At 64.2% G+C, this 21,391-nt stretch carries 19 protein-coding genes and 1 riboswitch; of the genes, 5 read left to right on the top strand and 14 right to left on the bottom strand.

Annotated features, from left to right (window positions below):
- Positions 1 to 4: 4 nt before the first annotated feature.
- From E0473_RS05180 to E0473_RS05170, 3 genes are all read right to left on the bottom strand, one after another.
- A complete protein-coding gene (locus E0473_RS05180) occupies positions 5 to 1,828 on the bottom strand; it encodes a PEP-utilizing enzyme (RefSeq protein WP_137679742.1) in 1,824 nt (607 codons plus the stop codon).
- A 154-nt stretch (positions 1,829 to 1,982) separates the two neighbouring features.
- On the bottom strand, positions 1,983 to 2,807 hold the full coding sequence (locus E0473_RS05175) for a DODA-type extradiol aromatic ring-opening family dioxygenase (protein ID WP_137679741.1): 825 nt from the start codon (positions 2,805 to 2,807) through the stop codon (positions 1,983 to 1,985).
- A gap of 39 nt (positions 2,808 to 2,846) precedes the next feature.
- Positions 2,847 to 3,824 (bottom strand): AraC-like ligand-binding domain-containing protein, encoded by a 978-nt coding sequence (locus tag E0473_RS05170; RefSeq protein ID WP_137679740.1) that lies wholly within the window; start codon positions 3,822 to 3,824, stop codon positions 2,847 to 2,849.
- Between the two features lie 105 nt (positions 3,825 to 3,929).
- Here E0473_RS05170 and E0473_RS05165 point away from each other — a divergent pair, with 105 nt between their 5' ends.
- From E0473_RS05165 to E0473_RS05155, 3 genes are read left to right on the top strand one after another with little or no spacing between them, the layout of a single operon-like run.
- Entirely contained in the window at positions 3,930 to 4,967 is a 1,038-nt protein-coding gene (locus E0473_RS05165) for an amidohydrolase family protein (RefSeq protein WP_137679739.1), read from the top strand.
- 12 nt (positions 4,968 to 4,979) lie between these two features.
- On the top strand, positions 4,980 to 6,107 hold the full coding sequence (locus E0473_RS05160) for a CaiB/BaiF CoA transferase family protein (protein ID WP_137679738.1): 1,128 nt from the start codon (positions 4,980 to 4,982) through the stop codon (positions 6,105 to 6,107).
- Complete coding sequence (locus tag E0473_RS05155; RefSeq protein ID WP_137679737.1) at positions 6,107 to 7,279, top strand: OsmC family protein; 1,173 nt, start codon at positions 6,107 to 6,109, stop codon at positions 7,277 to 7,279. Before E0473_RS05160 ends, E0473_RS05155 begins: the two co-directional genes overlap by 1 nt.
- On the opposite strand, the gene E0473_RS05150 is transcribed toward E0473_RS05155, so the two are convergent.
- From E0473_RS05150 to E0473_RS05125, 6 genes are all read right to left on the bottom strand, one after another.
- Positions 7,276 to 7,845: a TMEM165/GDT1 family protein gene (locus tag E0473_RS05150; RefSeq protein ID WP_137679736.1), complete on the bottom strand. Its 570-nt coding sequence runs from the start codon at positions 7,843 to 7,845 to the stop codon at positions 7,276 to 7,278. The genes E0473_RS05155 and E0473_RS05150 overlap by 4 nt on opposite strands.
- A 14-nt stretch (positions 7,846 to 7,859) precedes the next feature.
- A riboswitch (yybP-ykoY riboswitch) is annotated at positions 7,860 to 8,045 on the bottom strand.
- A 52-nt stretch (positions 8,046 to 8,097) separates the two neighbouring features.
- Positions 8,098 to 8,940: a class III extradiol dioxygenase subunit beta gene (locus E0473_RS05145; protein ID WP_137679735.1), complete on the bottom strand. Its 843-nt coding sequence runs from the start codon at positions 8,938 to 8,940 to the stop codon at positions 8,098 to 8,100.
- Positions 8,940 to 9,344 carry a protocatechuate 4,5-dioxygenase subunit alpha gene (gene ligA, locus E0473_RS05140; protein WP_137679734.1) on the bottom strand — a complete coding sequence of 135 codons (405 nt, stop codon included), beginning with the start codon at positions 9,342 to 9,344 and terminating at the stop codon, positions 8,940 to 8,942. The genes E0473_RS05145 and ligA overlap by 1 nt, the downstream gene beginning before the upstream one ends.
- 70 nt (positions 9,345 to 9,414) lie before the next feature.
- Positions 9,415 to 9,792 (bottom strand): PilZ domain-containing protein, encoded by a 378-nt coding sequence (locus E0473_RS05135; RefSeq protein WP_137679733.1) that lies wholly within the window; start codon positions 9,790 to 9,792, stop codon positions 9,415 to 9,417.
- Between the two features lie 145 nt (positions 9,793 to 9,937).
- Complete coding sequence (gene acs / locus E0473_RS05130; RefSeq protein ID WP_137679732.1) at positions 9,938 to 11,887, bottom strand: acetate--CoA ligase; 1,950 nt, start codon at positions 11,885 to 11,887, stop codon at positions 9,938 to 9,940.
- A gap of 48 nt (positions 11,888 to 11,935) precedes the next feature.
- Complete coding sequence (locus E0473_RS05125) at positions 11,936 to 12,346, bottom strand: MarR family winged helix-turn-helix transcriptional regulator (protein ID WP_137679731.1); 411 nt, start codon at positions 12,344 to 12,346, stop codon at positions 11,936 to 11,938.
- Positions 12,347 to 12,453: 107 nt separating this feature from the next.
- Between E0473_RS05125 and E0473_RS05120 the strand changes: the two genes are divergently transcribed.
- Together E0473_RS05120 and E0473_RS05115 are read left to right on the top strand one after the other, a co-directional pair.
- Positions 12,454 to 13,311 (top strand): p-hydroxycinnamoyl CoA hydratase/lyase, encoded by an 858-nt coding sequence (locus tag E0473_RS05120; RefSeq protein ID WP_137679730.1) that lies wholly within the window; start codon positions 12,454 to 12,456, stop codon positions 13,309 to 13,311.
- Positions 13,312 to 13,450: 139 nt separating this feature from the next.
- The gene (locus tag E0473_RS05115) at positions 13,451 to 15,571 is read left to right on the top strand and encodes an acetate--CoA ligase family protein (RefSeq protein WP_137679729.1); all 2,121 of its coding nucleotides are present in this window, start codon (positions 13,451 to 13,453) and stop codon (positions 15,569 to 15,571) included.
- A 27-nt stretch (positions 15,572 to 15,598) separates the two neighbouring features.
- Here E0473_RS05115 and E0473_RS05110 read toward each other — a convergent pair whose 3' ends face one another.
- The 5 genes from E0473_RS05110 to E0473_RS05095 all read right to left on the bottom strand — a co-directional run bounded on the left by E0473_RS05110 (position 15,599) and on the right by E0473_RS05095 (position 21,363).
- Entirely contained in the window at positions 15,599 to 16,405 is an 807-nt protein-coding gene (locus E0473_RS05110; protein WP_137679728.1) for a hypothetical protein, read from the bottom strand.
- Between the two features lie 212 nt (positions 16,406 to 16,617).
- A complete protein-coding gene (locus E0473_RS05105; RefSeq protein ID WP_277751508.1) occupies positions 16,618 to 17,808 on the bottom strand; it encodes an OmpA family protein in 1,191 nt (396 codons plus the stop codon).
- A gap of 169 nt (positions 17,809 to 17,977) precedes the next feature.
- Positions 17,978 to 19,153: an acyl-CoA dehydrogenase gene (locus tag E0473_RS05100; RefSeq protein WP_137679726.1), complete on the bottom strand. Its 1,176-nt coding sequence runs from the start codon at positions 19,151 to 19,153 to the stop codon at positions 17,978 to 17,980.
- Between the two features lie 78 nt (positions 19,154 to 19,231).
- On the bottom strand, positions 19,232 to 19,864 hold the full coding sequence (locus tag E0473_RS15460) for a hypothetical protein (RefSeq protein ID WP_162536214.1): 633 nt from the start codon (positions 19,862 to 19,864) through the stop codon (positions 19,232 to 19,234).
- Positions 19,861 to 21,363 carry a lipopolysaccharide biosynthesis protein gene (locus tag E0473_RS05095; protein ID WP_137680066.1) on the bottom strand — a complete coding sequence of 501 codons (1,503 nt, stop codon included), beginning with the start codon at positions 21,361 to 21,363 and terminating at the stop codon, positions 19,861 to 19,863. Before E0473_RS05095 ends, E0473_RS15460 begins: the two co-directional genes overlap by 4 nt.
- Positions 21,364 to 21,391 lie beyond the last annotated feature (28 nt).

The following is a 21,391-nucleotide window of genomic DNA, read 5'->3' as shown; positions in this document are numbered from 1 at the left end:
CCCATCACGCGTCCTCCAGAATCGAGACCGTGCCCTTGCCGCCATCGACCCGGATGCGTGCGCCGTCCTTGATCTTGACCGTCGCCAGCCCGGTGCCGACCACGGCGGGCAGATTATACTCGCGTGCCACGATTGCCATGTGGCTCATCGACCCGCCGATGTCGGACACCGCCGCGCTGATCTTCTGGAACAGCGGGCTCCAAGTGGGGTTCGTCACTTGGCACACGAGGATGTCGCCCTGCTGGATGCGCCCGATCTCGCTGACCGACTTCACCACCCGCGCTGTGCCCTCGACCACGCCCGAGCAAGCGGCAAAGCCCTTCAATTCGTTGGGGTTCTCGGTGCCATCATCGAGCCAGCTATCGAGGTTCTCGCGGGTGATGCCCCAGAGCATGTTGATCGCCGGATCGTCGATTGCCTCAGGCACATTGCCCAGCGCGGGCGGGGTGGGGTGCTTGCTCCATTCGGCAATCGCCGCCTTGCGCTCCGCAATGATCGCAGGCCAGTAGACCGGGCCGCGCGGCCCCGCGCCCACGCCCCAGGCCAGCATCAGGTCGATGATCGCGCTTTCCAGCTCGTATTGGGTGAGGTTGAACACGTCCTCCTCTTGCCCCTCGGCCCCGAAGAACCCGTGCGCCAGCAACAGCCTGCCGAACTCGCGGATTTTGTTGAAGAACAGGTTCGTGTACCAGTGCTCGCAATAGAACTTGTGCCCCTCGACATAGGGAAACACGCGATGCGCCAGCTCGATCAGCTGGTCGTAAGTCGCCCGGTCTTCATCGGTATCGAGCAATTCGCGGTAGTCGGCGACGAGCTGTTCACGCTCCTCGATCAGCTGCGCGGTGGGGCGCTCGATGTTCTCGCCCGCCTTCACCTTGGCGATATAGCCGGGCAGCGCCGCGAAGGGCAGCGAGAGGTCGTCGTTCCAGCTGCGGTGATAGTGGTAGAACCCGTCGCCGCTGGAGACATTGAACCACGGGTTGCGGCTCTCTTCGAGATCGGCGAGCCATTCCTTGCCTTTGCCCGACACCTTGTCGAGATCGGACAGCACCTGCTCGATGTTCACATCGTCGGTGAAGTGGTGATCGACCCCCAGCTCCACCGCGCGCCGCGCAAGGCGCTTCACCTCTTCGTCGGGGCGGAAAATCTCGGCCTCCATCCCGGCCACCATCCGCGAAATCGCCTGATCGGAAATCTCGGGGAAAGCCTTTTTGCAGAACCCGAAGAAGGTCATGTAGGCGCCGTAGCCAAGCAGCAGGAACTCGAAGTGGTGGTGCCACATCCGATGGTAGCCTTCGATCTGCTGCTGATAAATCTTCAGCAGATCGTGGCTGGCGGGAACGGCATCGCCCTCGGTGATCGTTTCCAGCGGTTCGTAATCGGGAAGCGAGGGGTTGGGCAGCGCTTGCGCCTCCGCGATCAGCGCCTTCATCTTTACCTTCCACTGGTCGTAAAGGCTTTCCCAGTTCTCGTAATAGTGCCCGGCGCGCTGCTGGAATTCGGCCACGCGTTCGGCGATCTCGTCCGGGTCGGTGACGACTACCCCGCCGATATAGACGCGCCCGTTGATGATGCGGTGATCGACGCCCTTGGCGGTGGGCAGGCAGTGAACCCGCGTGTTGAAGGCCCCCATCGCGACGTAGGCCGCCTCGGCCGTGATCATGTCGAAGTGGTGCATGGGTTCAGGAAAGTGCATCGAGTTGTAAAACCAGAACTTCTGGTCGTCCTCGGGCACGAACTGGGTGTAATAGGGATAGGCAGCCTGCGCGGCTTCGGTCCCTTCGATAACCTTGATGCTGCTCGGCAGCGCGAAGCTCTTGTCGGACATTGCTGGCATCCTCTCGTCTGACGCTCGCGGCCCCGTTGGCGGGGTCTCGACTGAGCGTGGACAGAGGAGCAGGCTAACCCGGATCGTTAGCCGGGCGAAGGATTCGCGCGCATGGCCAATAGGACTTTTGCGCAGCCCTATTGTCTTGCTGGCCTCAGGTGGGCGGTGGGCCGAAGCGGAAACTGGAGGCGGCGATGGCGCCCATGAAGGCATCTTCGTGGTAGGACAGCGCAGCAGTCTCTTCCTCGGCCGCGCCCAGCGCTACGTGCAAAGGCATCAGGTGATCCTCGCGCGGGTGGACAGCGCGGGCGGCAGGGGCGTGCTCCCATTCGAGCAGGCGCTTGACCCGGTTCTCGCCGCCCATGCCGATCAGGCTTTCCTGCAACCAGCCATCGAAGGCCTTCGACACATCGCGCCCCACGGGGCCAAGCGCGCGCAGGTTGTGGAACGAGAGGCCGGAGCCGATGATCACCACGCCCTCCTCGCGCAATGGGGCAAGCAGGCGGCCCGCTGCGACGTGCAAGGCCGGATCGTAGTCGGCGCGGATCGACATCTGCACGATCGGCATCTGCGCCTCGGGCCAGATCGCCTGCATCAGGCTGAAGGTGCCATGGTCGAAGCCGCGCGTGGCATCGGTGGCGCTGGCCATACCGCCAGCGGCCAGCAGTGTGGCGGCCTGTTTGGCGAGTGAGGGCAGGCCGGGGGCCGGATAGGTGATCTCGTAAGTATGCGGGGGGAAGTTGTAATAGTCGTAGATCATGCCCGGCTGCGCGCCGCTGGAGAAGGTGAACACCGGCTCCTCCCAGTGGGCAGTGACGACCAGCACGGCACGCGGGCGCTCTTTCAGCTCGTTCCGCAGCGCCTTCAGCGAAGCATCGAGCAAATCGTAGGCACTGCCCGTTTCCATCCACGGCCAGGGCCCGCCGCCATGGCTGAGATAGTAGGTGGGCAGGGCGGCGACGGTCTGGGCGCTAGGCATGTTGGGAAAATGGGCGCAGCACCACGACTTACAAGAGCCTCAACTCTGCGGGGCCAGCCCGTCGCGCCACTGGCTGGGCGTGATCCCGAAGCGCTTGCGGAACAGGCGGGTGAAGTAGCCCGGATCGAGAAAGCCCGTGCGGTAGGCCAGCTCGGAAATCGGCAGCGCGGCAAGGCGCGGGTCGGTCAGCATGGCGCTGGCATGTTCGAGCCGGGTGGCATTGAGTTCGGCAACAAAGCTGGTTCCGCGCGCGGCGAGCAGCGATTGCAGGTAGCGTTTGGAAATGCCTTCTTCCGCCGCGACTGTGTCGGGCGAGAGGTCGGCGTCAGCATAGCTCGTCTCGATCCGGCGCAGCACGCGCGTGGCGAGCTGGCTGCGGTGGCCGCCCGCCGAGGCCTCGGCTTCGTGCGCGGCGGTGGCGAGCGCGAGCAGGCTGCCGAACTGCTCGGCGATCAGCGGGCGCGGGAGCGGGGCCTCGTCGAGCCCGGTATCAAGGATCGTTTCGATCAGCGCCCCGAGCGGCGCGCCCCAGCCCGAATGGGCATCGTAGGGGCGTGCCAGCAGACCGGCGGGATCGGGCAGGTGCCGTTCGAGCCAGGCCTGCGGCATCATCAGGTCGATGCACTCGTGCGGCGTGGCCATCTCCATCTGATAATAGCGGGTGTTGTCGAGCAGCACGAACTGGCCCGGTTCGACATCGAAGCGCCGCCCGCCCATCCGCGTCTGCATCGTACCTTCGCGCGAATAGACCAGCTGGATCGAGGGCGCGGCGCGCATTGCCAGCCGGTCGGCCCCCACATGGGTCACGCGCTGGGCCGGGGCATAGAGGTGGAGCAAGCGGAGCTGGCCGATGCCGTGGCTGATCCAGCGTGCGGCGAAGGCCTTGGGGTCGAACACCTCGACCTCGATCGGGGCGATGGTGCTGGCGGCCCAGTCGCTCCACGCGCTGATCGCCTCGCGCCGGGCCAGCCCGGTCGAGCTCCAGCTTTCGTCGGGCGAGGGCGGGGCCTTGGCCATGGCGCGAGGCTAGGCCGCCTCGATGGTGTCGGCAAGCGCGCTGCAATGGGGGTTGTTCCGGTCAAACTCGGCGCTAGTCTCGCGCACAAAATGGGAGAGAGAGCCATGGGAAAGAAGTGCCGCCTGATCGCCTGCGAGGAAGCCTGGTCGATCCCCGAAGTCGCCGCCGAGCTCAAGAAGGTTGCGAACAGCCCCACGCAGAGCGCGGACAAGCTGCTGGTGAAGGGCATTTACGACGCCGAGGTCGACACCTCGGGCTACGGCAAGATGGATTTCCTCGGCGGGCTGCTTGACGTGGAAGAACAGCGCCTGCCGCAGATGGACGAGCATGGCGTCGATATGCACCTGCTAACGCTGACCGCGCCGGGCGTGCAGATGTTCGATGCCGATACCGCCACCGACCTTGCCGCCTTGGCGAACGACCGGATGGCCGAAATCTGCGCCAAATATCCCAAGCGCTTCGCCGGCTTGGGCAGCTTCGCCCCGCACAGCCCCAAGCGCGCGGCGAAAGAGATCGAGCGGGTGATGGGCGAGCTGAAGCTCAACGGGCTGGTGGTGAACGGCCACACCAACGGCGACTATTTCGACGATTACCGCTTCTGGCCCATCTTCGAGGCCGCCGAGGCGACCAATGCCACGATCTACATTCACCCGCGCGGGCCGTCCGACACGCTGAAGGGTCCGCTGATGGACTATGGCATGGATTCGGCGATGTGGGCCTATGGTGTCGAGGTCGGCACCAACATGCTGCGGATGATGGCGGGCGGGGTGTTCGACCGCTTTCCGAACCTGAAGATCTGCGTCGGCCACATGGGCGAGATGGTGCCGTTCTTCATCTGGCGGATCAACTTCATGAACTCGCGCTCGCAAAAGGTGGGCCGCGCGCCGAAGACCGAGCGCAGCATGGAGGAATATTTCAAGGACAACTTCGTGTTCACAACCAGCGGCGTGGAAGACCCGCTGGCGCTGCGCTATGCAATTGACCGGATGGGCGTGGAAAACGTGATCTGGGCGATCGACTACCCCTACCAGCCGATGAAACCGGCGGTGGACTTCATCGAGAACTTCGCCTGCTCGGACGAGGAAATGCACGCGCTGTGTCATGGCAATGCCGAGCGGGTGTTCCATATAGCCCCGGAATAATGAGGAACTGCAATGGCCAGTGCGCCGCTTGAAGGCATCAAGGTCGTCGAACTGGCGCGCATTCTGGCGGGACCGTGGGCCGGGCAGGTGCTGGCCGATCTCGGGGCTGAGGTGATCAAAGTCGAAAGCCCGGCAGGCGATGACACCCGCCGCTGGGGGCCGCCCTTTATCGATAACGCCGACGGCTCGCAGGATGCGGCCTATTTCCACGCCTGCAACCGCGGCAAGACCTCCATCGTGGCCGACTTCCGCGACGAGGGCGATCTCGCCCGCGTGAAGGAGCTGATCGCCGGGGCCGACGTGGTGATCGAGAATTTCAAGACTGGCGGTCTCGCGCAGTTCGGGCTCGACTACGCCAGCCTTGCGGAGACCAACCCGGGGCTTGTCTATTGCTCGATCACCGGGTTCGGCCATACCGGCCCCTATGCCGGGTTCGCCGGTTACGACTTCATCGTGCAGGGTATGAGCGGGATGATGGACCTTACCGGCCAGCCCGACGGCCCGCCTACCAAGATCGGCGTGGCCTATGCCGACATTCTCACCGGGCTTTACAGCGTGATCGGCATTCAGGCCGCGCTCCATATGCGGCAGCGGACCGGGCGCGGGCAGGCCGTCGATATGAGCCTGCTTGACGTGATGACCGGCACGCTGGCCAATCAGGCGATGAACTACCTCGCCAGCGGCATCGCGCCGCACCGGATGGGCAACGCGCATCCCAATATCGTGCCTTATGAAGCGTTCCCCTGCGCCGATGGCTGGCTGATCATCGCCGTGGGCAACGACAGGCAGTTCGCGCGGCTGGCGGGCGTGCTGGGGCTGGAGGTCAAGGAAGGCTGGGCGACCAATGCCGCACGCGTCGCCGACCGGTTGCGAGTGTCATCCGCAGTGGCCGCGAAGACCGCGCAGTGGGAGCGCGATGCGCTGCTCGCGCGGTTGGAGGCCGAGGGGGTACCGGTCGGGCCGATCAACGACGTGGCGCAGGCGCTGGCCCATCCGCAGGTCGAGGCGCGCGGGATGGTGCTCGACATGGCGCGCGAGGGGGCAGACCCGGTCAAGGGCCTGCGCACCCCGATCACCTTCTCCGATGCCGAACTTGCGCTCAATATCGCCTCTCCCATGCTACCGAAGAAGGATAGCTAATGCCTGCCCATCCCAATATTCTCGGCGCCGATCCGCGCCCGCTGTTCTTCCCGGTCGCGGACGGCGCTGACTGGCTCGCGCCGCCCGAACCGAGGATCGGGCAATCGGTGCGGCTGGCCGCGCGGTCCCTGTCGGTGATGCAGAAGGAAGGGCTCGCCGCATCCAGCGCCAGCGGGCAGGTCTGGCGGCTGGTATCGGATGAAGGCGACTATCTCGATGGCTTCGACGAGGCTTCGTGCCCGCTGTCGTTCCTCACCGTTGGCATGGTGGCAAGCACGATGACCGAGCTGCTGGCACTGGCCAAGGCGCGCGGGATTGCGCTGCGGAACGTGCGGCTGGTGCAGGACAACTTCTACACCATGAAGGGCAGTGCGCTCAGGGGCACGATGACCGGCGGGGCGAAGGACGTCGAGCTGCTCGCCGAGTTCGACAGCGATGCCGACAGCGAGACCCTGCGCGCGCTGGTCTGCGATGCCGCCGCCGCTTCGCCGCTGAGCGGGCTGATGCGCGGTGAGAAGGAGAGCCTGTTCACGCTCACGCTCAACGGCGAGACCCTCGCGCCGAACAAGGCGCTTCCCGTAGCCGGTGGGGCGCTGGCCGATCCGGGCGAAGTGATCGAAGGCGCCGCGCCCAGCGAAGGCAACTGGGAGGGGCAGGTCGTGAAGGGCGACAAAAGCCCGCTGACCGAGGAAGCGACCTCTTCGCAAGGTTCGTCCCTCGCCGAGGAGCAGGACCGCGTGCTGCACATTCGCGGCATCTGCACCCTGCGCGAAGACGGGGTGAAGCAGATCGAGCAGCAGCTGTTCAACCCGCACGGCTCGATCTTCACCTTCCTGTGCGACGAGGAGGGCCGCGCCCCCGATGCGCTGAGCTACATGGCCGCCGGGATCGGCTTCTGTTTCATGACGCAGCTCGGCCGCTACGCCAAGATCGCGAAGAAGGACCTGAGCGAATACCGCGTGGTGCAGGACATCCACTTCTCAAAGGGCGGCGCGAGCGGCGGCACCGGCGAGGCGGGCCGCGCCGATCCGGTGGAAACGCATGTATTCCTTACCAGCAACGAGAATGCCGACTTCGCCCGCGCCGCGCTCGACATGGGCGAGCAGACGTGCTTCCTGCACGCCTTCTGCCGCACCGACCTCAAGACGCGAGTGAAGATCGGCCGCCTTTAGGCGAGCGCCGTATCGGCGATCACCCAGATACCGATCGCGAGGAACAGCGCTGCCGCCAGCATCCGCACCAGCTTCAGCGACACCCGCTCCACCAGCGCGTTGCCCAGCCACACGGCGGGCGCATTGGCGAGCATCATGCCCAGCGTCGTGCCCGCGGTCACCAAAAGCACGTTCTGGAACTGCGCGCCCAGCGCAATGGTGGCGATCTGTGTCTTGTCGCCGATCTCGACGAGGAAGAACGCCACCAGCGTGGTGAGGAAGGCCCCGTGCCGCGAGGCCTTGGGCGCATCGTCGTCGTCGAACTTGTCTGGCACCAGCGTCCACAGCGCCATGGCGACAAAGCCCGCACCTACGGCATAGCGGAACCACTCGCCTTCAAGCAGGCTCGCCACCGACATGCCAAGCAGTGCGGCGAGCGCATGGTTGGCAAGCGTCGCGAACAGGATGCCGAGCACGATCGGCCAGGGCTGGCGGAACCGTGCTGCCAGCACGATGGCGAGCAGCATGGTTTTATCACCGATCTCGGCCAGCGCGACCACGGCGGTGGAGGTTAGGAAGGCTTCCATGAAACAGGTACTCCGGGCCGGGCTTTCAAGACAGCAACAGCACCATGCCTTCCGCCCGGCCGGACGAAAGCAGGTGCCATTGGTCTTGCCCGGACGGATTGTGGTCCGTCCCCCATGCGCCATGATCTCTCGACCAAGTGTGTTGACGCAAGGATTGACGCCCGAAGGCGCGCGGGGGCTACTCCCCAGATGACGGCTGGGCGGTTAGATCAAGCTGGACCCCGGATCAAGTCCGGGGTGACGGTGAGAGGGCTAACTCTTGGCCTCGTAAACCACATGCCCAACCGCCGTGTTCGAGGCAGGCACGCGATAAAACCGCTTCTTCTCTTCCACGCCATAGCCCAGCGCCGCGCGCATGATCAGCCACATGATCAGCTCGATGCCCTCGGTGCCCGTTTCGCGCAGGTATTCGAGGCGGGTGATGTACTTCAGCTCTTCCGGCTCGTGCGCGAGCAGGTCGATGAAGCGGCGGTCGAATTCCTCGTTGATGAGGCCGGCGCGGGTGCCGTGAAGCTGGTGGCTCATGCCGCCCGTGCCCCAGACCTGCACGTCGAGATCCTCGGGGAAGGTCTTCACCGCGTTGCGGATAGCCTCACCGATTTTCCAGCAGCGCTCGCCCGAGGGGGTGGGGAACTGCGACACGTTGACCACGAAGGGGATGACCTTGCACGGCCATTCTTTCACGTCGCCGAACACGAGGCTCAGCGGCACGGTCAGGCCATGGTCCACGTCCATCTCGTTGATCAGAGTGATGTCGAACTCGTCGATCACCAGCTGTTCGGCAATGTGCGCGGCCAGTTCGATATGGTTTTCCACCACGGGAACGGGGCGGCGGCCCCAACCTTCGTCGGCGCTCTGGAATTCGTCGGCGAAGCCCATCGCGAAGGTCGGCACGATGTCCATCATCAGTGAGGAGGCGTGATCGTTATAGACCAGGATCACCACGTCGGGCGTGTTGTCCTTGATCCACTCTTTCACGAATTCGTAGCCTTCGAAGACCGGCGCCCAGTAGGGATCCTCGGTCTTGCCCAGATCGAAAGCGGCGCCGATGGCGGGGACGTGGCTGGTGGCGATGCCGGCGGAGATGCGAGCCATTAGTTCTTGTCCCTGATCGAACGGATGCCATGCGGGCTGCGGCCGCCTTCGAGCATCATCTGGGTATATTCCTCGACGCCCATGCCCGAGGTGGTGGAGACCGCCTTCAATGCCGAAAGGCCATCGGTGGAGGCGAGCTTGACGAGGAAATACATGTTCCCGCCCAGCTCGATCAGCTTGGTCAGGTCGCGATCTAGCACGGCCTGCTTCTGCTCTTCGGTCATCTTGAACTTGTCGAGATAGGCGCGCTCGTCGGCCTTGAACTCTTCACGGTTCTCGGCCTTCATCAGGCTCATGCAGAACTTGTGGAGGTAATAGGCCTCGCGCGAGCGGAGCGCGGTGAAGACCTTGGTGCCCGGAATGTCTTCCAGGTCGGCGAGCGGGTAAAGGCGGGTGCGTGGCATGGCGCGCCTCTAGCAGAGCTTCCCATGCAGCAAAAGATAGCCCTTGCGCGAAAAACGCAAGGCCTCGACGCTAGCGGTTCTTGTAGCCGAGATACCAGTCGGCAGCCTGTTCGCGCGCCTCTTGCTCGTGCGTCTTGTAGGCGCGGTGGTCGAACTTCTTGCGCGTGGCGAGCAGTACCGTGGCGGGAAGCGGCTCGTCGAAGGCCATTCCGGCAAAACCGTTTTCCATCCACACGATGGTGCCGAAAGCTTCGTATTCGAGCCAGACAAGCACGCCGTCCTCGCCGTTCTTTATTTCCTCGGGCACCACCAGCTTGGCGCCGGACTGGGAAACGTCGCGCAAGTTCACCTTGTGCGTGCCCGTGAGCGTGATGAGTTGGCCCGGCACCGAGAGGCGCAGACGGCTATCGCGGCGGCGACCTACGTTAAGAGGTGTTTCAGCTCCCATAGCCTAGCCCGAATGACACAGCGAGGATTGCGCCCGGTTGAGAGCGCCATAAGGGTTCACCCTTATTCGGCTCTCTTCTTAACCATAGCCGCCAAGGCCGCACCGGGCGGCTGGGCCTCGGCGGCAGCGGCCTTGCAGCCTGATATCAGCCTTTGGCGTGCGGCGAGTTGGCAAGCAGATCGTCAACCACACCCGGATCGGCTAGGGTGGAGGTGTCGCCCAGGTTGCCGGTGTCGTTCTCGGCGATCTTTCTGAGGATGCGGCGCATGATCTTGCCCGAGCGTGTTTTCGGCAGCCCCGGGGCGAATTGCACCACATCGGGCGTGGCGATGGGGCCGATTTCGTTGCGCACCCATTGCACCAGTTCCTCGCGCAGATCATCGCTATCCTCGGTGCCTGCCACGGTGGTGACGAAGGCATAGATACCTTGCCCCTTAACCTCGTGCGGCATTCCCACCACGGCAGCCTCGGCCACCTGAGCGTGTTCGACCAGCGCGCTTTCGACCTCGGCAGTGCCCATCCGGTGCCCGCTTACATTGATCACATCGTCGATGCGGCCGGTAATCCAGTAGTAGCCATCCTGATCGCGGCGGGCGCCATCGCCGGTGAAATACTTGCCAGGATACTGGGTGAAGTAGGTCTGGATGAAGCGGTCGTGATCGCCATAGACGGTGCGCATCTGGCCCGGCCAGGAATCGAGGATCACCAGCGCGCCCTCGGTCGCGCCTTCCACGATATGGCCATCGGCCGGGTCGACCAGTGCGGGTTGAACCCCGAACAGCGGAAAGCTCGCCGCACCGGGCTTGAGTGCGTGGGCACCCGGCAGGGGCGCGATCATGTGGCCGCCGGTTTCGGTCTGCCACCAGGTGTCGGCAATCGGGCAGCGGCCGTCGCCGACCACGTTATAATACCAGTCCCACGCCTCGGGATTGATCGGTTCACCCACCGAGCCAAGGATTTTCAGGCTCTTGCGGCTGGTCTTTTTCACCCATTCGTCACCCTCGCGCATCAGCGCGCGCAGTGCGGTGGGGGCAGTGTAGAACTGTTCGACCTTGTATTTGTCGACCACTTGCCAGAAGCGGCTGAAATCGGGATAGCTGGGCACGCCTTCGAACATCAGCGTGGTCGCCCCGTTCGCGAGCGGGCCGTAAACCACATAGGAATGGCCGGTGACCCAGCCGATATCGGCCGCGCACCAGTAAACCTCGCCGGGGCGATAATCGAACACGTATTCGTGCGTCATGCTCGCCCACACGCCATATCCGCCCGTGGTGTGCAGCACGCCTTTGGGCTGGCCGGTGCTGCCCGAGGTATAGAGGATGAAGAGCGGATCTTCCGCGTTCATTTCCTCTGGCGGGCACTCGGAATTGTGTGGTTCGATCGTGTCATGCCAGTCGACATCGCGGCCCTCGACCATCGGCACATCGGCGCCGGTGTGGCGCAGCATGATGACGGTGCGCACTTTCGCCTTTTCGCAGGCCGCATCGACATTGGCCTTCAGCGGAACCTTCTTGCCCCCGCGCAGGCCCTCATCGGCGGTAAGCACGATCTGGCTGTCGCAATCGGTGATCCGCTGCGCCAGCGCATCGGGGCTGAAGCCTGCGAACACAATCGAATGGACCGCCCCGATCCGCGCGCAGGCGAGCATGGCGACGGCAGCTTCGGGCACCATCGGCAGGTAGATCGTTACTCGGTCGCCCTTCTTCACACCATCGGCCTTCAGCGCATTGGCGAAGCGGCACACATCCTTGTAGAGCTGATCGTAGGTGATGATGCGGTTGGGCGTATCGGGATGGTCGGGCTCCCAGATGATCGCCACATCCTGTCCGCGCTTTTCCAGATGCCGGTCAAGGCAGTTGGCCGCTAGGTTCAGCGTGCCGTCCTCGAACCACTTGATACGGAAATCGTCGCGGTCAAACGAGGTGTTCTTGATCTTCGTGGGCTGCTGCATCCAGTCGAGCCGCTGCGCTTCGCCCAGCCAGAAGCTGTCCGGATCGTCGATAGAGGCGCGATATTTCAGCGCGTAGGTCTCGGCGTCGATCTTGGCATTGGCGGCCCATTCGGGGCTGACCGGATGGTTGGCGTGCTCGTGCATTCCTGGCTCCCAGCTTTTTCTGGCCGAGAAGCTAGTATTTGCCGGGCCTCAACGCCAGAGCGCATTCAATGCGGGCAGCAAATGTTCGCGATGCCGCGGGGGAATGCGAGCAAGAAGTTCATCCTCGAACGCGTGAATAATGCCAAGCGCCGCTTCCATTCGCTCGCGGCCAGCACCGGTGAGCAGCAGGGCCTGCGATTTGCCGTCGAGCGGCTGGCGTTCGATCAGGCCTTCGTCCTCCAGCTTCTTGAGCAGCGGCACCATGTTGGCACGCTGTATATCGAGCTGGCGGCCAAGCGCGCTCGCCGTGACATCGGCGTTCTGCGCGATCAGGATCAGCACCGAGGCATCGACCTGCCGCAGCCCCAGCGTGGCCAGCCGCGCACCGAGTTCGGTGGCCGTCGCATGGGCAGCACGGCGCAGCGAATAACCGGGGAGCTGGGGCAGGGGATCGCGCATAGCTGGTGTTTAGCTATTGTTGTTGATCATAGCAATCCTGATCGCTATGGCCCATAACAATACCGCTGCTGCGAGTCGTGGTGGCGGCCCAAGAGGAGGAAGATTTTATGGCTGGTCCGTCGAAACCCGATCCACGTCCGCAGGAAGAAACCGTCAAGGTCGATATCGTCGACGGTGTCGCCTGGGTCGCCTTCAACCGCCCCGACAAGCGCAACTGCATGAGCCCGAAGCTCAACAAGCAGATGCTCAAGGTTCTTGAAGAGCTGGAATTCCGCGACGACGTGCAGGTGCTCGTCCTAACCGGCGAAGGCACCGCTTTCTCGGCGGGCATGGACCTGCTCGAATATTTCCGCGCGGCCGAGCTGGAAGGTCTGCACAAGACCCGTGAGCATCAGCGCCAGGCCTATGGCTGGTGGGAACGCCTGCGCTGGTACGAAAAGCCGACCGTGGCCATGATCAATGGCTGGTGCTTCGGCGGTGCCTACGGCCCGCTGTTCGGTTGCGACCTCGCTTTCTGCTCGGACGATGCGCAGTTCGGCCTCAGCGAAATCAACTGGGCGATCCTGCCCGGCGGCGGCGCCTCGAAGGTTGCAGCCGAGCTGATGGGCTTCCGCGATGCGATGTATCACGCGATGATGGGCGAAAACCTCACCGGCCCCGAAGCTGCTGCCAAGGGCATGGTCAACGAATCGCTGCCCGCCGACAAGCTGAAGGATCGCGTGCAGGAAGTGTGCGACGTTCTGAAGAAGAAGGACGGACAGGCTCTGCGTGCCACCAAGTGGGCAATGCGCCGCGTGCGCGAGATGACCTACGACAACGCCGAGGATTATCTGATCCGGGCGCAGGAAGCGCTCAACGATTTCGGCGGCTGGGAAACCCGCAAGGAAGCGACCAAGCAGTTCCTTGACGAGAAGACCTTCAAGCCCGGCCTCGGCGCTTTCGACAAGGACAAGCTGAAAGGCTGACTCTGTTTGTCCCCTCCCCGGCGGGGAGGGGATCGAGGGGAGGGGCTTGCAACCTTGCAGGCCTTGGTACACCCCATTCAAACCCTCCCCCGCACGGGGGAGGGCTTTTCGTGCAACGACACGCCGGAGAGACTTCCTGATGACCACCACTCGCCGTTTCACCAACGAACAGATCGACCGCCTGCTGCGCCCGAAGTCGGTCGCCGTCATCGGTGCGTCAGATCGCCATGGCGCGCTCGGCTGCACGCTGCTCAACAACCTCGTGCAGTACAAGTTCGCGGGCGACATCTACCCGGTGAACCCCAAGCGCGACGAGTTGCAGGGCCTCAAGGTCTATCACTCGGCAAGCGAGCTGCCGCATGGCGTCGATTGTGCCGTGCTGGCGATCCCGCGTCCCTTCGTGCTCGATACGGTGCGCGATCTGGCCAAGAACGGCTGCGGCGCGGTGGTGATCTATGCGGCCGGCTTCTCCGAGGCGGGTGAGGAAGGCGCGAAGGATCAGGCCGAGCTGGCGCGCATCGCGGAAGAAGCGGGCATGATCGTCGAAGGGCCGAACTGCCTCGGCTGCACGAACTATGTCGAGGGCATTCCGCTCACCTTCGTCGAAACGAACATGAAGCAGCCCGGACCGGACACGCGCTCGGTCGGCATTGCCAGCCAGTCGGGCGCGCTGGCGGCGGTGCTTGCCACCACGCTGCACCCGCGTGGCTGCTATGTCTCGACCTCGGTCAGCACCGGCAACGAAGCGGCCTCGGGCGTCGAGGACTATGTCGAATGGCTGATCGACGATCCGGCGACCAACGTGATCGCTATGTATGTCGAGAACTTCCGCCGCCCCGCCGCCTTCGTCGCCGCCGCACGCCGGGCGCGCGAGGCGGGCAAGCCCATCGTGCTGCTTCACCCGGGCAAAAGCTCCAAGGCGCAGGAAAGCGCGGCCACCCACACCGGCGCGATGGCGGGCGACTATGCGCTGATGAAGGCCAAGCTCACACGCGAAGGCGTGATCTTCGCCGATACGCTGGAAGAGCTGGCCGATATTGCCACCATCGCCGTCACTTGCCCGAGCCTGCCCGGTGCCAACATGGCGGTGCTGGGTGAAAGCGGCGCGCTGCGCGGCCTCGCCTTTGACCTCGCCGAAGATGTCGGCCTCGATCTGGTTGACCTCAACGACGAGAACAGCCCGAAGATCCGCGCGGTGCTGCCCGATTTCGTGCCGGTCTCGAACCCGACCGACATCACCGCCATCGGCCTCAGCGAGCCCGAGATCTACACCAACCTGCTGGTCGAATTGCTCGAAGACGACCGCATCGGTTCGGTGGTCGCCTCGATCATCCAGTCCGATCCGATCACCTCGGAGATCAAGTTCCCGCCGATCCAGAAGGCCATCGAAACCAGCTCGGGCAGCAAGCCGCTGGTTTTCGCGGGCGTGGACGAAGGCGCGAACGTGCCGCAGGACTATATCGACAATCTGGCCGCCGCGGGCATTCCCTACTTCCCGTCGACCGAGCGCGCCTATCGCGCCATCGCGCGGCTGGCCGATCTCGCCAAGCGCGACCTGGCCGACCGTTCTGGCGATCCAATCGCTTTGCCCGCGCTGGCTGACGAGCATGGCGTGATCCCTGAATACAAAGCCAAGAAGCTGCTCGCCGATGCGGTGAGCTTCCCGGTCAGCCAGTTCGCTCCCACAGCTGAAGAAGCGGCTGCGGCTGCCGAAGCCATCGGCTTTCCGGTGGTGATGAAGGCGCAGGCCGCTGCGCTCGGCCACAAGTCCGACGCGGGCGGGGTGATCCTCAACCTCAAGACAGCCGATGAGGTGAAGGCCGCCTTCGACACAATGTACGCCAACGTTGCGGCCTACGATGCCAGCATCAAGCTCGACGGCGTACTGGTCGAGAAGATGGGCAAGATGGGCGTCGAGATGATCGTCGGCGCCAAGTCCGACCCCGAGTGGGGACCGGTGGTGCTGGCGGGCTTCGGCGGCGTGACGGCCGAAATTCTCAAGGACGTGAAGCTGTTCACCACCGATCTGGGTGTGGAGCAGGTCAAAGAAGGGCTGCTCACGCTGAAGCAGGCCCCGCTGCTGACCGGCTGGCGCGGTAGCCCCGCGCTCGATGTGGACGCGCTGGCGGCGCTGATCGTGAAGGTCGGGCAGGTCATGACGGGCAATCCGTCGATCCGCGAGATCGATCTTAACCCGGTCATCATTCACTCGGCGGGCGAAGGCGTGGCCGCGCTCGATGCGCTGATGCTGGTCGACTGATCTATCGCAGGGTGGCGGGCCGCCTGGTTAGCGGCTCGCCACCCGTGAATAGTCGATCCGGATGCGCACCCACGAACCGACCTGATACTCGCCGTCGACGCGCGGCGGGCGCACCAGAAACTGCCATGAGGCGGCCAACACCGAACGCGCGATGTTCGAGCCTTGCGGGCTCTCGCCCACAATCTGGCAATCTTCCACCCGCCACTGAGGCGCGGTCTTGCAGGCGATCAGGCCCCAACCGGGCGGACGCGCGGTAGAGAGATACCCCGATAATTCGCTCGGATAGGGCTCGCGATACCACTGCGCGGCGTATAGCGGCGAACCATCGGGCGCGCGCCCCACAATCTCGCTGTCGGGCGAGCCGCGGGGCGCGCCGCCGGGTGGGCCCATCTTGCCGCCATCCTCCCGGATAACCGCGCGAATGCTGGAACTCGGGCGGGGGCTCGGCTCCGGTTCGGGCGCGGCGCTTGGTTGCGGCACAGGCGGGGGCACGGGAACGGTGTTTTCGCGCGGGATTACGATCGTCGGCGGGGTGAGCGGGTTAGGCGCGGGCGCTTGCTCGGTGGGCACGGTCGGCGTCGCAGGCTCATTCGTGTCAGCGCTTTCGGTCTGCTCTTCGGGTTCGCTGTTTTCGCTCTGCGGCGCGCTGGCATCGAAGGTGGAGATGATCGAACCCTGGCTGGCGGGCTGGGTGATGCCCATGCCAAGGCTCAGCAGCACGAGCAGGATCAGCAACTCGATCCCGATGGTGACGATCAGCGCAATCGCGCGGTGCGAGAGGTTTTCGGGCAGCCGTGCCCGTAGCCGCGCATTCAGCGATCCGGCACCAGGCATGGGTTGGGGCGAGGAAATGGTTCGCAATCCTATTCAGCCTCTCCGCCTCGCGGCGGCGCTAAGCCAGCTTTCCTGAACAGCCACTGTCCTTCGCACCGATGCCTCTCAGGAACAAGGCTTGCCTGCGCGCAGGTGCCATTCGCGCAAAGAAAAGGCCCGGCAGGATCGCTCCTGCCGGGCCTTCTTGTGTCTAGCCCTAGGGCCGGTTGGGCTTAGTTGCCCGAGCCGGGACCGTAGGTGATCTGGACGCGGCGGTTCTGCAGCTCGCGGACACCGTCGGCAGTCGGGACACGAAGGTTCGTCTCGCCGAAGGCTTCGGTGCTGATGCGGGCAGCGGGGATGCCGCGGCCGGTAAGGTACTGCTGGACCGAAGCGTTACGACGCTCCGACAGACCCATGTTGTACTGCGCCGAACCCGAGGTGTCGGTGTAGCCGGCAAGCATGATGCGGGCGGTGCCGCAATCGCCATAGGCCGTAACCGCCGAGTTCAGAACGCTGGCAGCCTCAGCCGTGATGTCCGACTTATCCCAGTCGAAGAACACGATGTACGGGCCAGTGTTGCAGGGCTGCGCAACCGGAGCCGGCGGAGGCGGCGGCGGGGGCGGCGGGGGCGGCGGCGGCGGGGGCGGCGGCGGGGGCGGCGGGGGCGGCGGGGTCTGCGCACCCATCAGGAAGCGCACGCCAACCACACCACTGTGCTGCTCGACATGAACGTTCAGCGGATCCATCGGGAACGCGGTCGGCTCGATGTTCGCCGCATCCTCGAAGGTGTGACGATACTTGTACTCGGCGAACAGCTCGGCGCTATCCGAGAGCTTGCTCGAGATACCGGCAATGCCCTGCCAGGCCAGCGCAACGTCCGAATCGTCGGCGATCAGGTCGCCGCCGGCGAGGTAGTCGACGTCGACAACCATCAGGCCGAGACCACCACCGATGTAGGGGCTGAAGCTGCCGCCGGCGTTGAAGTCATACAGCGCGTTCAGGAAAAGGCCGTAGGTTTCGATGTCGCTGCCCGAGTCCTCGTTGAGGTAGCCGCCGACATCGCGACCTTCGAGCGTAGCCGAGCGCGTCAGTACGGACTGGTCGAGCGTACGGATCGGCTCACCGGCGAGCGTCGCGCCGAAGTGATCGTCGACGGTGGTCGAGTTGTAGTCGCCGGCGAGTTCGAGGCGGAAACCGTTGTCGAAACGGTGGCCGATCTGCACACCAGCACCCCAACCGATGTCACCATCGGTGTTGAAGGCGATTTCGTTGCCCGCGGGAATGGCGGGGAAGTTTGGCGTAGCCGCGATGTCCGCGGTGGTCAGACCGTCGTTTTCAGTGTCGGTCGTGTTCACGCCCGCGCTCACGCCGACGTAGGTTTCTCCGGCGTGAGCAACGCCGGGGATTGCGAGCGCCATCACGGACGCTGTGATTAGCAATCTTTGCATATGAATCCTCACTTGTTCGACAGAGCCTCATGCCCTGTAACAACCCCCGAATGCCCAATTTTGCTTAGAGTTCCATAAAATTGATTTTTGTTGCGCCAGTCTTTTATATGTGCGGCATAAATGTCACACCCCATTTTCCGGCTCAGAATGCTGCGAGCCCAGTGATTGCGCGGCCCAAAATCAATGCGTGGATGTCGTGCGTGCCTTCGTAGGTATTCACCGTTTCGAGATTTAGCGCATGACGAAGAACCTGATATTCTTCGGAAATTCCGTTCCCGCCATGCATGTCGCGAGCGGTCCTCGCGATGTCGAGCGCCTTGCCGACATTGTTGCGCTTCACCATGCTGATCATCTCCGGGGCGAAGGCATCGTCTTCCATTAGCCGGCCCACACGCAAGCTCGCCTGAAGACCCAGTGTAATCTCGGTGACTATGTCAGCGAGCTTTTTCTGGAACAATTGTGTGGCAGCAAGTGGTCGGCCGAACTGTTTTCGCTCGATTCCATAGTTACGTGCCGCTGCGTAGCAGAACTCGGCTGCGCCCATCGCACCCCAGGAAATGCCGTAGCGGGCACGATTGAGACAGCCGAACGGGCCCTTCATGCCTTCGACGCCGGGCAGCATGGCGGAGGCGGGAACCCGCACTTCATCCATCGTGATCATGCCGGTGGTGCTGGCGCGAAGGGAAAGCTTGCCCTTGATCTTGGGCGCTTCCAGCCCGGCCATGCCTTTATCGAGCACGAAGCCGCGGATCTTGCCGCCGTGTTCCTCGCTCCTGGCCCAGACCACGAAAACATCGGCGAAGGGCGCGTTGGAAATCCACGTCTTGCTGCCCGAGAGGACATAGTCATCGCCGTCCTTCCTGGCGACGGTGCGCATTCCGGCGGGGTCGGAACCGGCGTCGGGCTCGGTCAGGCCGAAGCAGCCGATCAACTCGCCCGAGGCGAGGCCGGGCAAGTAGCGGGCGCGGTGTTCGTCCGAGCCATAGGCATGGATCGGGTACATCACGAGGCTCGATTGCACGCTGGCCATCGAGCGATAGCCGGAATCGACCCGCTCGATCTCGCGCGCGACGAGGCCGTAGGCGACATAGCCCGCCCCCGCGCCGCCGAACTCTTCGGGGATCGTCACGCCCAGCAGGCCTGCTGCGCCCATCTGCGGGAACAGTTCCTTGGCGTCGGCCTCGGCGGCGAAGTCCTCGATCACGCGCGGTTGCAGCACGCTTTGTGCGAAACCGTGCGCGGCTTCGCGGATCATCCGCTCCTCGTCGGTGAGTTGCTCGTCGAGATTGAACGGATCCGCCCAATCGAACTGTGCCATTGCTGCCATCAAACTAGTCTCCATTGAAACCATGTTATCGCAGATGGGCACCCTGGCCAACCCTTCCGGTAGCCTGACTTAGCCCTTGCCGAAGCGGCTTTCATAGGCAGCGGTATCGCCGCTTTCGAGCAATCGGGCCTGCTCCACCCAAGCGTCGCGGCGGATGCGACCTGAAAAGCGGCCGAGCTGCGCGTCGATGCGATCGATGTCCGCATCGTCCCAGGCAGCGATCTGCGCCACACTGGTTACACCGAGATCGGCAAGCTGCGCGACAAGCTTAGGGCCAACGCCCTTCAGCCGGGCGATGTCGCTTTCAGCGGATGCAGCTGGGCTTACCGCCGCTGGGCTTGCGGGGGCTGGACTTGAGGGGGTTGGACTTGAGGGGGTTGGACTTGAGGGGGCTGGACTTGCGGCACTTGGCGGTGCGGTCGGTGCTGGGGTCGGACCGGCTTCGGCATCGGCGATGGCAGGGGCGGCAGCCACCTTCTGCGAATTGGCAGCGCCCGACATCGGGCCGGGAGAAGCGGCGCTGGCGGCAGGCGGCGCGTCGATCAGCGCCTGGTTGCGCTGTGCGGGCGCAGGCTCTTCGCTGGTTTGGACCCGCTCCACCGTGGTGCGGCGGCTCGCCAGCACCAGCCAGCCCACGATCAGCACAAGCACGGCAAGGCCGATCGCGACGAGTATCCAATTGGCTGCGATCCATTCGCTCATGACTTCAGCTCCTCTTGTTGCTGTTCGGCCTCATGGGCCAGCTTGCGACTGAACAGGATGCGATCCTCCGGCCCGAAGCCGCGAGTCCAGATCACCCAGCCGTATATGCCGAGTATAGCGGGTATGCCGACAGCAAGTTCCAGCCATTCGGGCAACATGATAACCAACTGGCCCACCGCGACGGCGGCGCCCGCCGCCCATATCAACGCCCAGCGCCAGTTGTTGATCGGCTCGCGCAGGATGCGCGAGAGCATGACGGCCTTGATGAGCGAGGCTGCGCCAAGCGTGAACATCAGCGCGCCTGCGGCAGCGGCGGCGCGATAGTTGTTCGCGCGATCGGGATCGACGATGTTCATGCTGTCGATCGCTTCCATCGCCAGCACCGTGATCAGCGCCTGCAAGGCAATTGTGCCGATCGACACCCACAGATTGCGCACTCGCGCGACGTAAATCAGCGCCGCTTCGGAAACGACCGCTGTGGCCGCCACCACCTCGGCGGCGAGCAGAAAGCCAAGCGCGCCGTTGCCGCCCACGAAGTTCGGCCCGACCAGCCCCATGATCGCCTCGCCCGGAATGCCGAGCGACAGCGCGATGCCGGCTTGCGCAGCGGTGATCCAGAAGCCGACCTGGCACACCTGCCGGGCAATCGCGGCATAGTCTCGCTCGCGCAGTTTGCGAGTGATGACGGGGCCGAGGATCGGCTCGAAACTGGTCTTCAGCTTTTGCGGCAGGCTCGCCACCTGCTGCGCGACATAATAGATGCCGACTGCGGCCGGCGCGGCAAACAGGCCGAGAATGAAGATATCGACCCGGCGCGTGCCCCATTCGATCGCGTCGGCCAGCGCCAGCGGCAGCGCGCGCCAGGTGAAGCGCAGCATCAGCTTGGGGCGCGGATGCCAGTTGTGCGGCAGACCGTAGGTGCGCAGGAACGGAATGAGCGCCACGGCAAGGCCTGCATATATAGAGCATAGGTAAGCCATCGAGAGGCCCGAAGTCTGGATGCCCGGCACGAACCACAGCGCGCCCGCGAGGATCGAGATTGTCCAGGGCTCCACAACCGCACGGGCGCGCACCGTGGTTGCGATGTCGTATTTATAAGCTTGCGCCGCGAGCACGATCTCGGTCAGCGCATAGCCGGGGATGGCGAGCACGATCAGCCGGTCAAGCGCGGTATACTCGCCCGATGGAAACAGCGGCGCGGGCGCGAAATAGAACCCGATGGCCGCGACACCCGAGAGGATCACCGCGATCAGAATACCGTCGAACACAAGATTGGCCTGGTCTTCCTCGCTCTCGGCCAGTCGCTGGGCAAGGCCGCGCTTCTCCCCCATCGAGCAGAGCAGCGCGACCAGCTCCACCACCACCAGCGCCGAGGCGAAGCGGCCCAGCGCATCGGCGCCATAGAGCCGCCCGGCGATGAACAGGAACGGCAGACGCGCGGCCAGCCTAAGCAGGAAGCCGAAGAAATTGGTCCGCCCGCCCTTGGCGAGCGCGGCCATATCGTCGCTACGCGGTTCAGTCGCGGGG

Origin of the sequence: Aurantiacibacter suaedae, from assembly GCF_005434915.1 — a bacterium.
Classification (GTDB): domain Bacteria; phylum Pseudomonadota; class Alphaproteobacteria; order Sphingomonadales; family Sphingomonadaceae; genus Alteraurantiacibacter; species Alteraurantiacibacter suaedae.
This window is presented reverse-complemented; position numbering and strand designations above follow the sequence as displayed.

Bases quoted from the DNA above. Each gene is read 5' to 3' on its own strand.
- E0473_RS05100 (WP_137679726.1), bottom strand. From the start codon at position 19,153: ATGGCACAGTTCGATTGGGCGGATCCGTTCAATCTCGACGAGCAACTC.
- E0473_RS05135 (WP_137679733.1), bottom strand. From the start codon at position 9,792: ATGGGAGCTGAAACACCTCTTAACGTAGGTCGCCGCCGCGATAGCCGT.
- E0473_RS05170 (WP_137679740.1), bottom strand. From the start codon at position 3,824: ATGGCCAAGGCCCCGCCCTCGCCCGACGAAAGCTGGAGCTCGACCGGG.
- E0473_RS05155 (WP_137679737.1), top strand. From the start codon at position 6,107: ATGCCTGCCCATCCCAATATTCTCGGCGCCGATCCGCGCCCGCTGTTC.
- E0473_RS05095 (WP_137680066.1), bottom strand. From the start codon at position 21,363: ATGGCCGCGCTCGCCAAGGGCGGGCGGACCAATTTCTTCGGCTTCCTG.
- E0473_RS05150 (WP_137679736.1), bottom strand. From the start codon at position 7,845: ATGGAAGCCTTCCTAACCTCCACCGCCGTGGTCGCGCTGGCCGAGATC.
- E0473_RS05120 (WP_137679730.1), top strand. From the start codon at position 12,454: ATGGCTGGTCCGTCGAAACCCGATCCACGTCCGCAGGAAGAAACCGTC.
- E0473_RS05160 (WP_137679738.1), top strand. From the start codon at position 4,980: ATGGCCAGTGCGCCGCTTGAAGGCATCAAGGTCGTCGAACTGGCGCGC.
- E0473_RS05180 (WP_137679742.1), bottom strand. From the start codon at position 1,828: ATGTCCGACAAGAGCTTCGCGCTGCCGAGCAGCATCAAGGTTATCGAA.
- acs (WP_137679732.1), bottom strand. From the start codon at position 11,887: ATGCACGAGCACGCCAACCATCCGGTCAGCCCCGAATGGGCCGCCAAT.
- E0473_RS05175 (WP_137679741.1), bottom strand. From the start codon at position 2,807: ATGCCTAGCGCCCAGACCGTCGCCGCCCTGCCCACCTACTATCTCAGC.
- E0473_RS05145 (WP_137679735.1), bottom strand. From the start codon at position 8,940: ATGGCTCGCATCTCCGCCGGCATCGCCACCAGCCACGTCCCCGCCATC.
- E0473_RS05125 (WP_137679731.1), bottom strand. From the start codon at position 12,346: ATGCGCGATCCCCTGCCCCAGCTCCCCGGTTATTCGCTGCGCCGTGCT.
- E0473_RS05165 (WP_137679739.1), top strand. From the start codon at position 3,930: ATGGGAAAGAAGTGCCGCCTGATCGCCTGCGAGGAAGCCTGGTCGATC.
- E0473_RS05115 (WP_137679729.1), top strand. From the start codon at position 13,451: ATGACCACCACTCGCCGTTTCACCAACGAACAGATCGACCGCCTGCTG.
- E0473_RS05110 (WP_137679728.1), bottom strand. From the start codon at position 16,405: ATGCCTGGTGCCGGATCGCTGAATGCGCGGCTACGGGCACGGCTGCCC.
- ligA (WP_137679734.1), bottom strand. From the start codon at position 9,344: ATGCCACGCACCCGCCTTTACCCGCTCGCCGACCTGGAAGACATTCCG.
- E0473_RS15460 (WP_162536214.1), bottom strand. From the start codon at position 19,864: ATGAGCGAATGGATCGCAGCCAATTGGATACTCGTCGCGATCGGCCTT.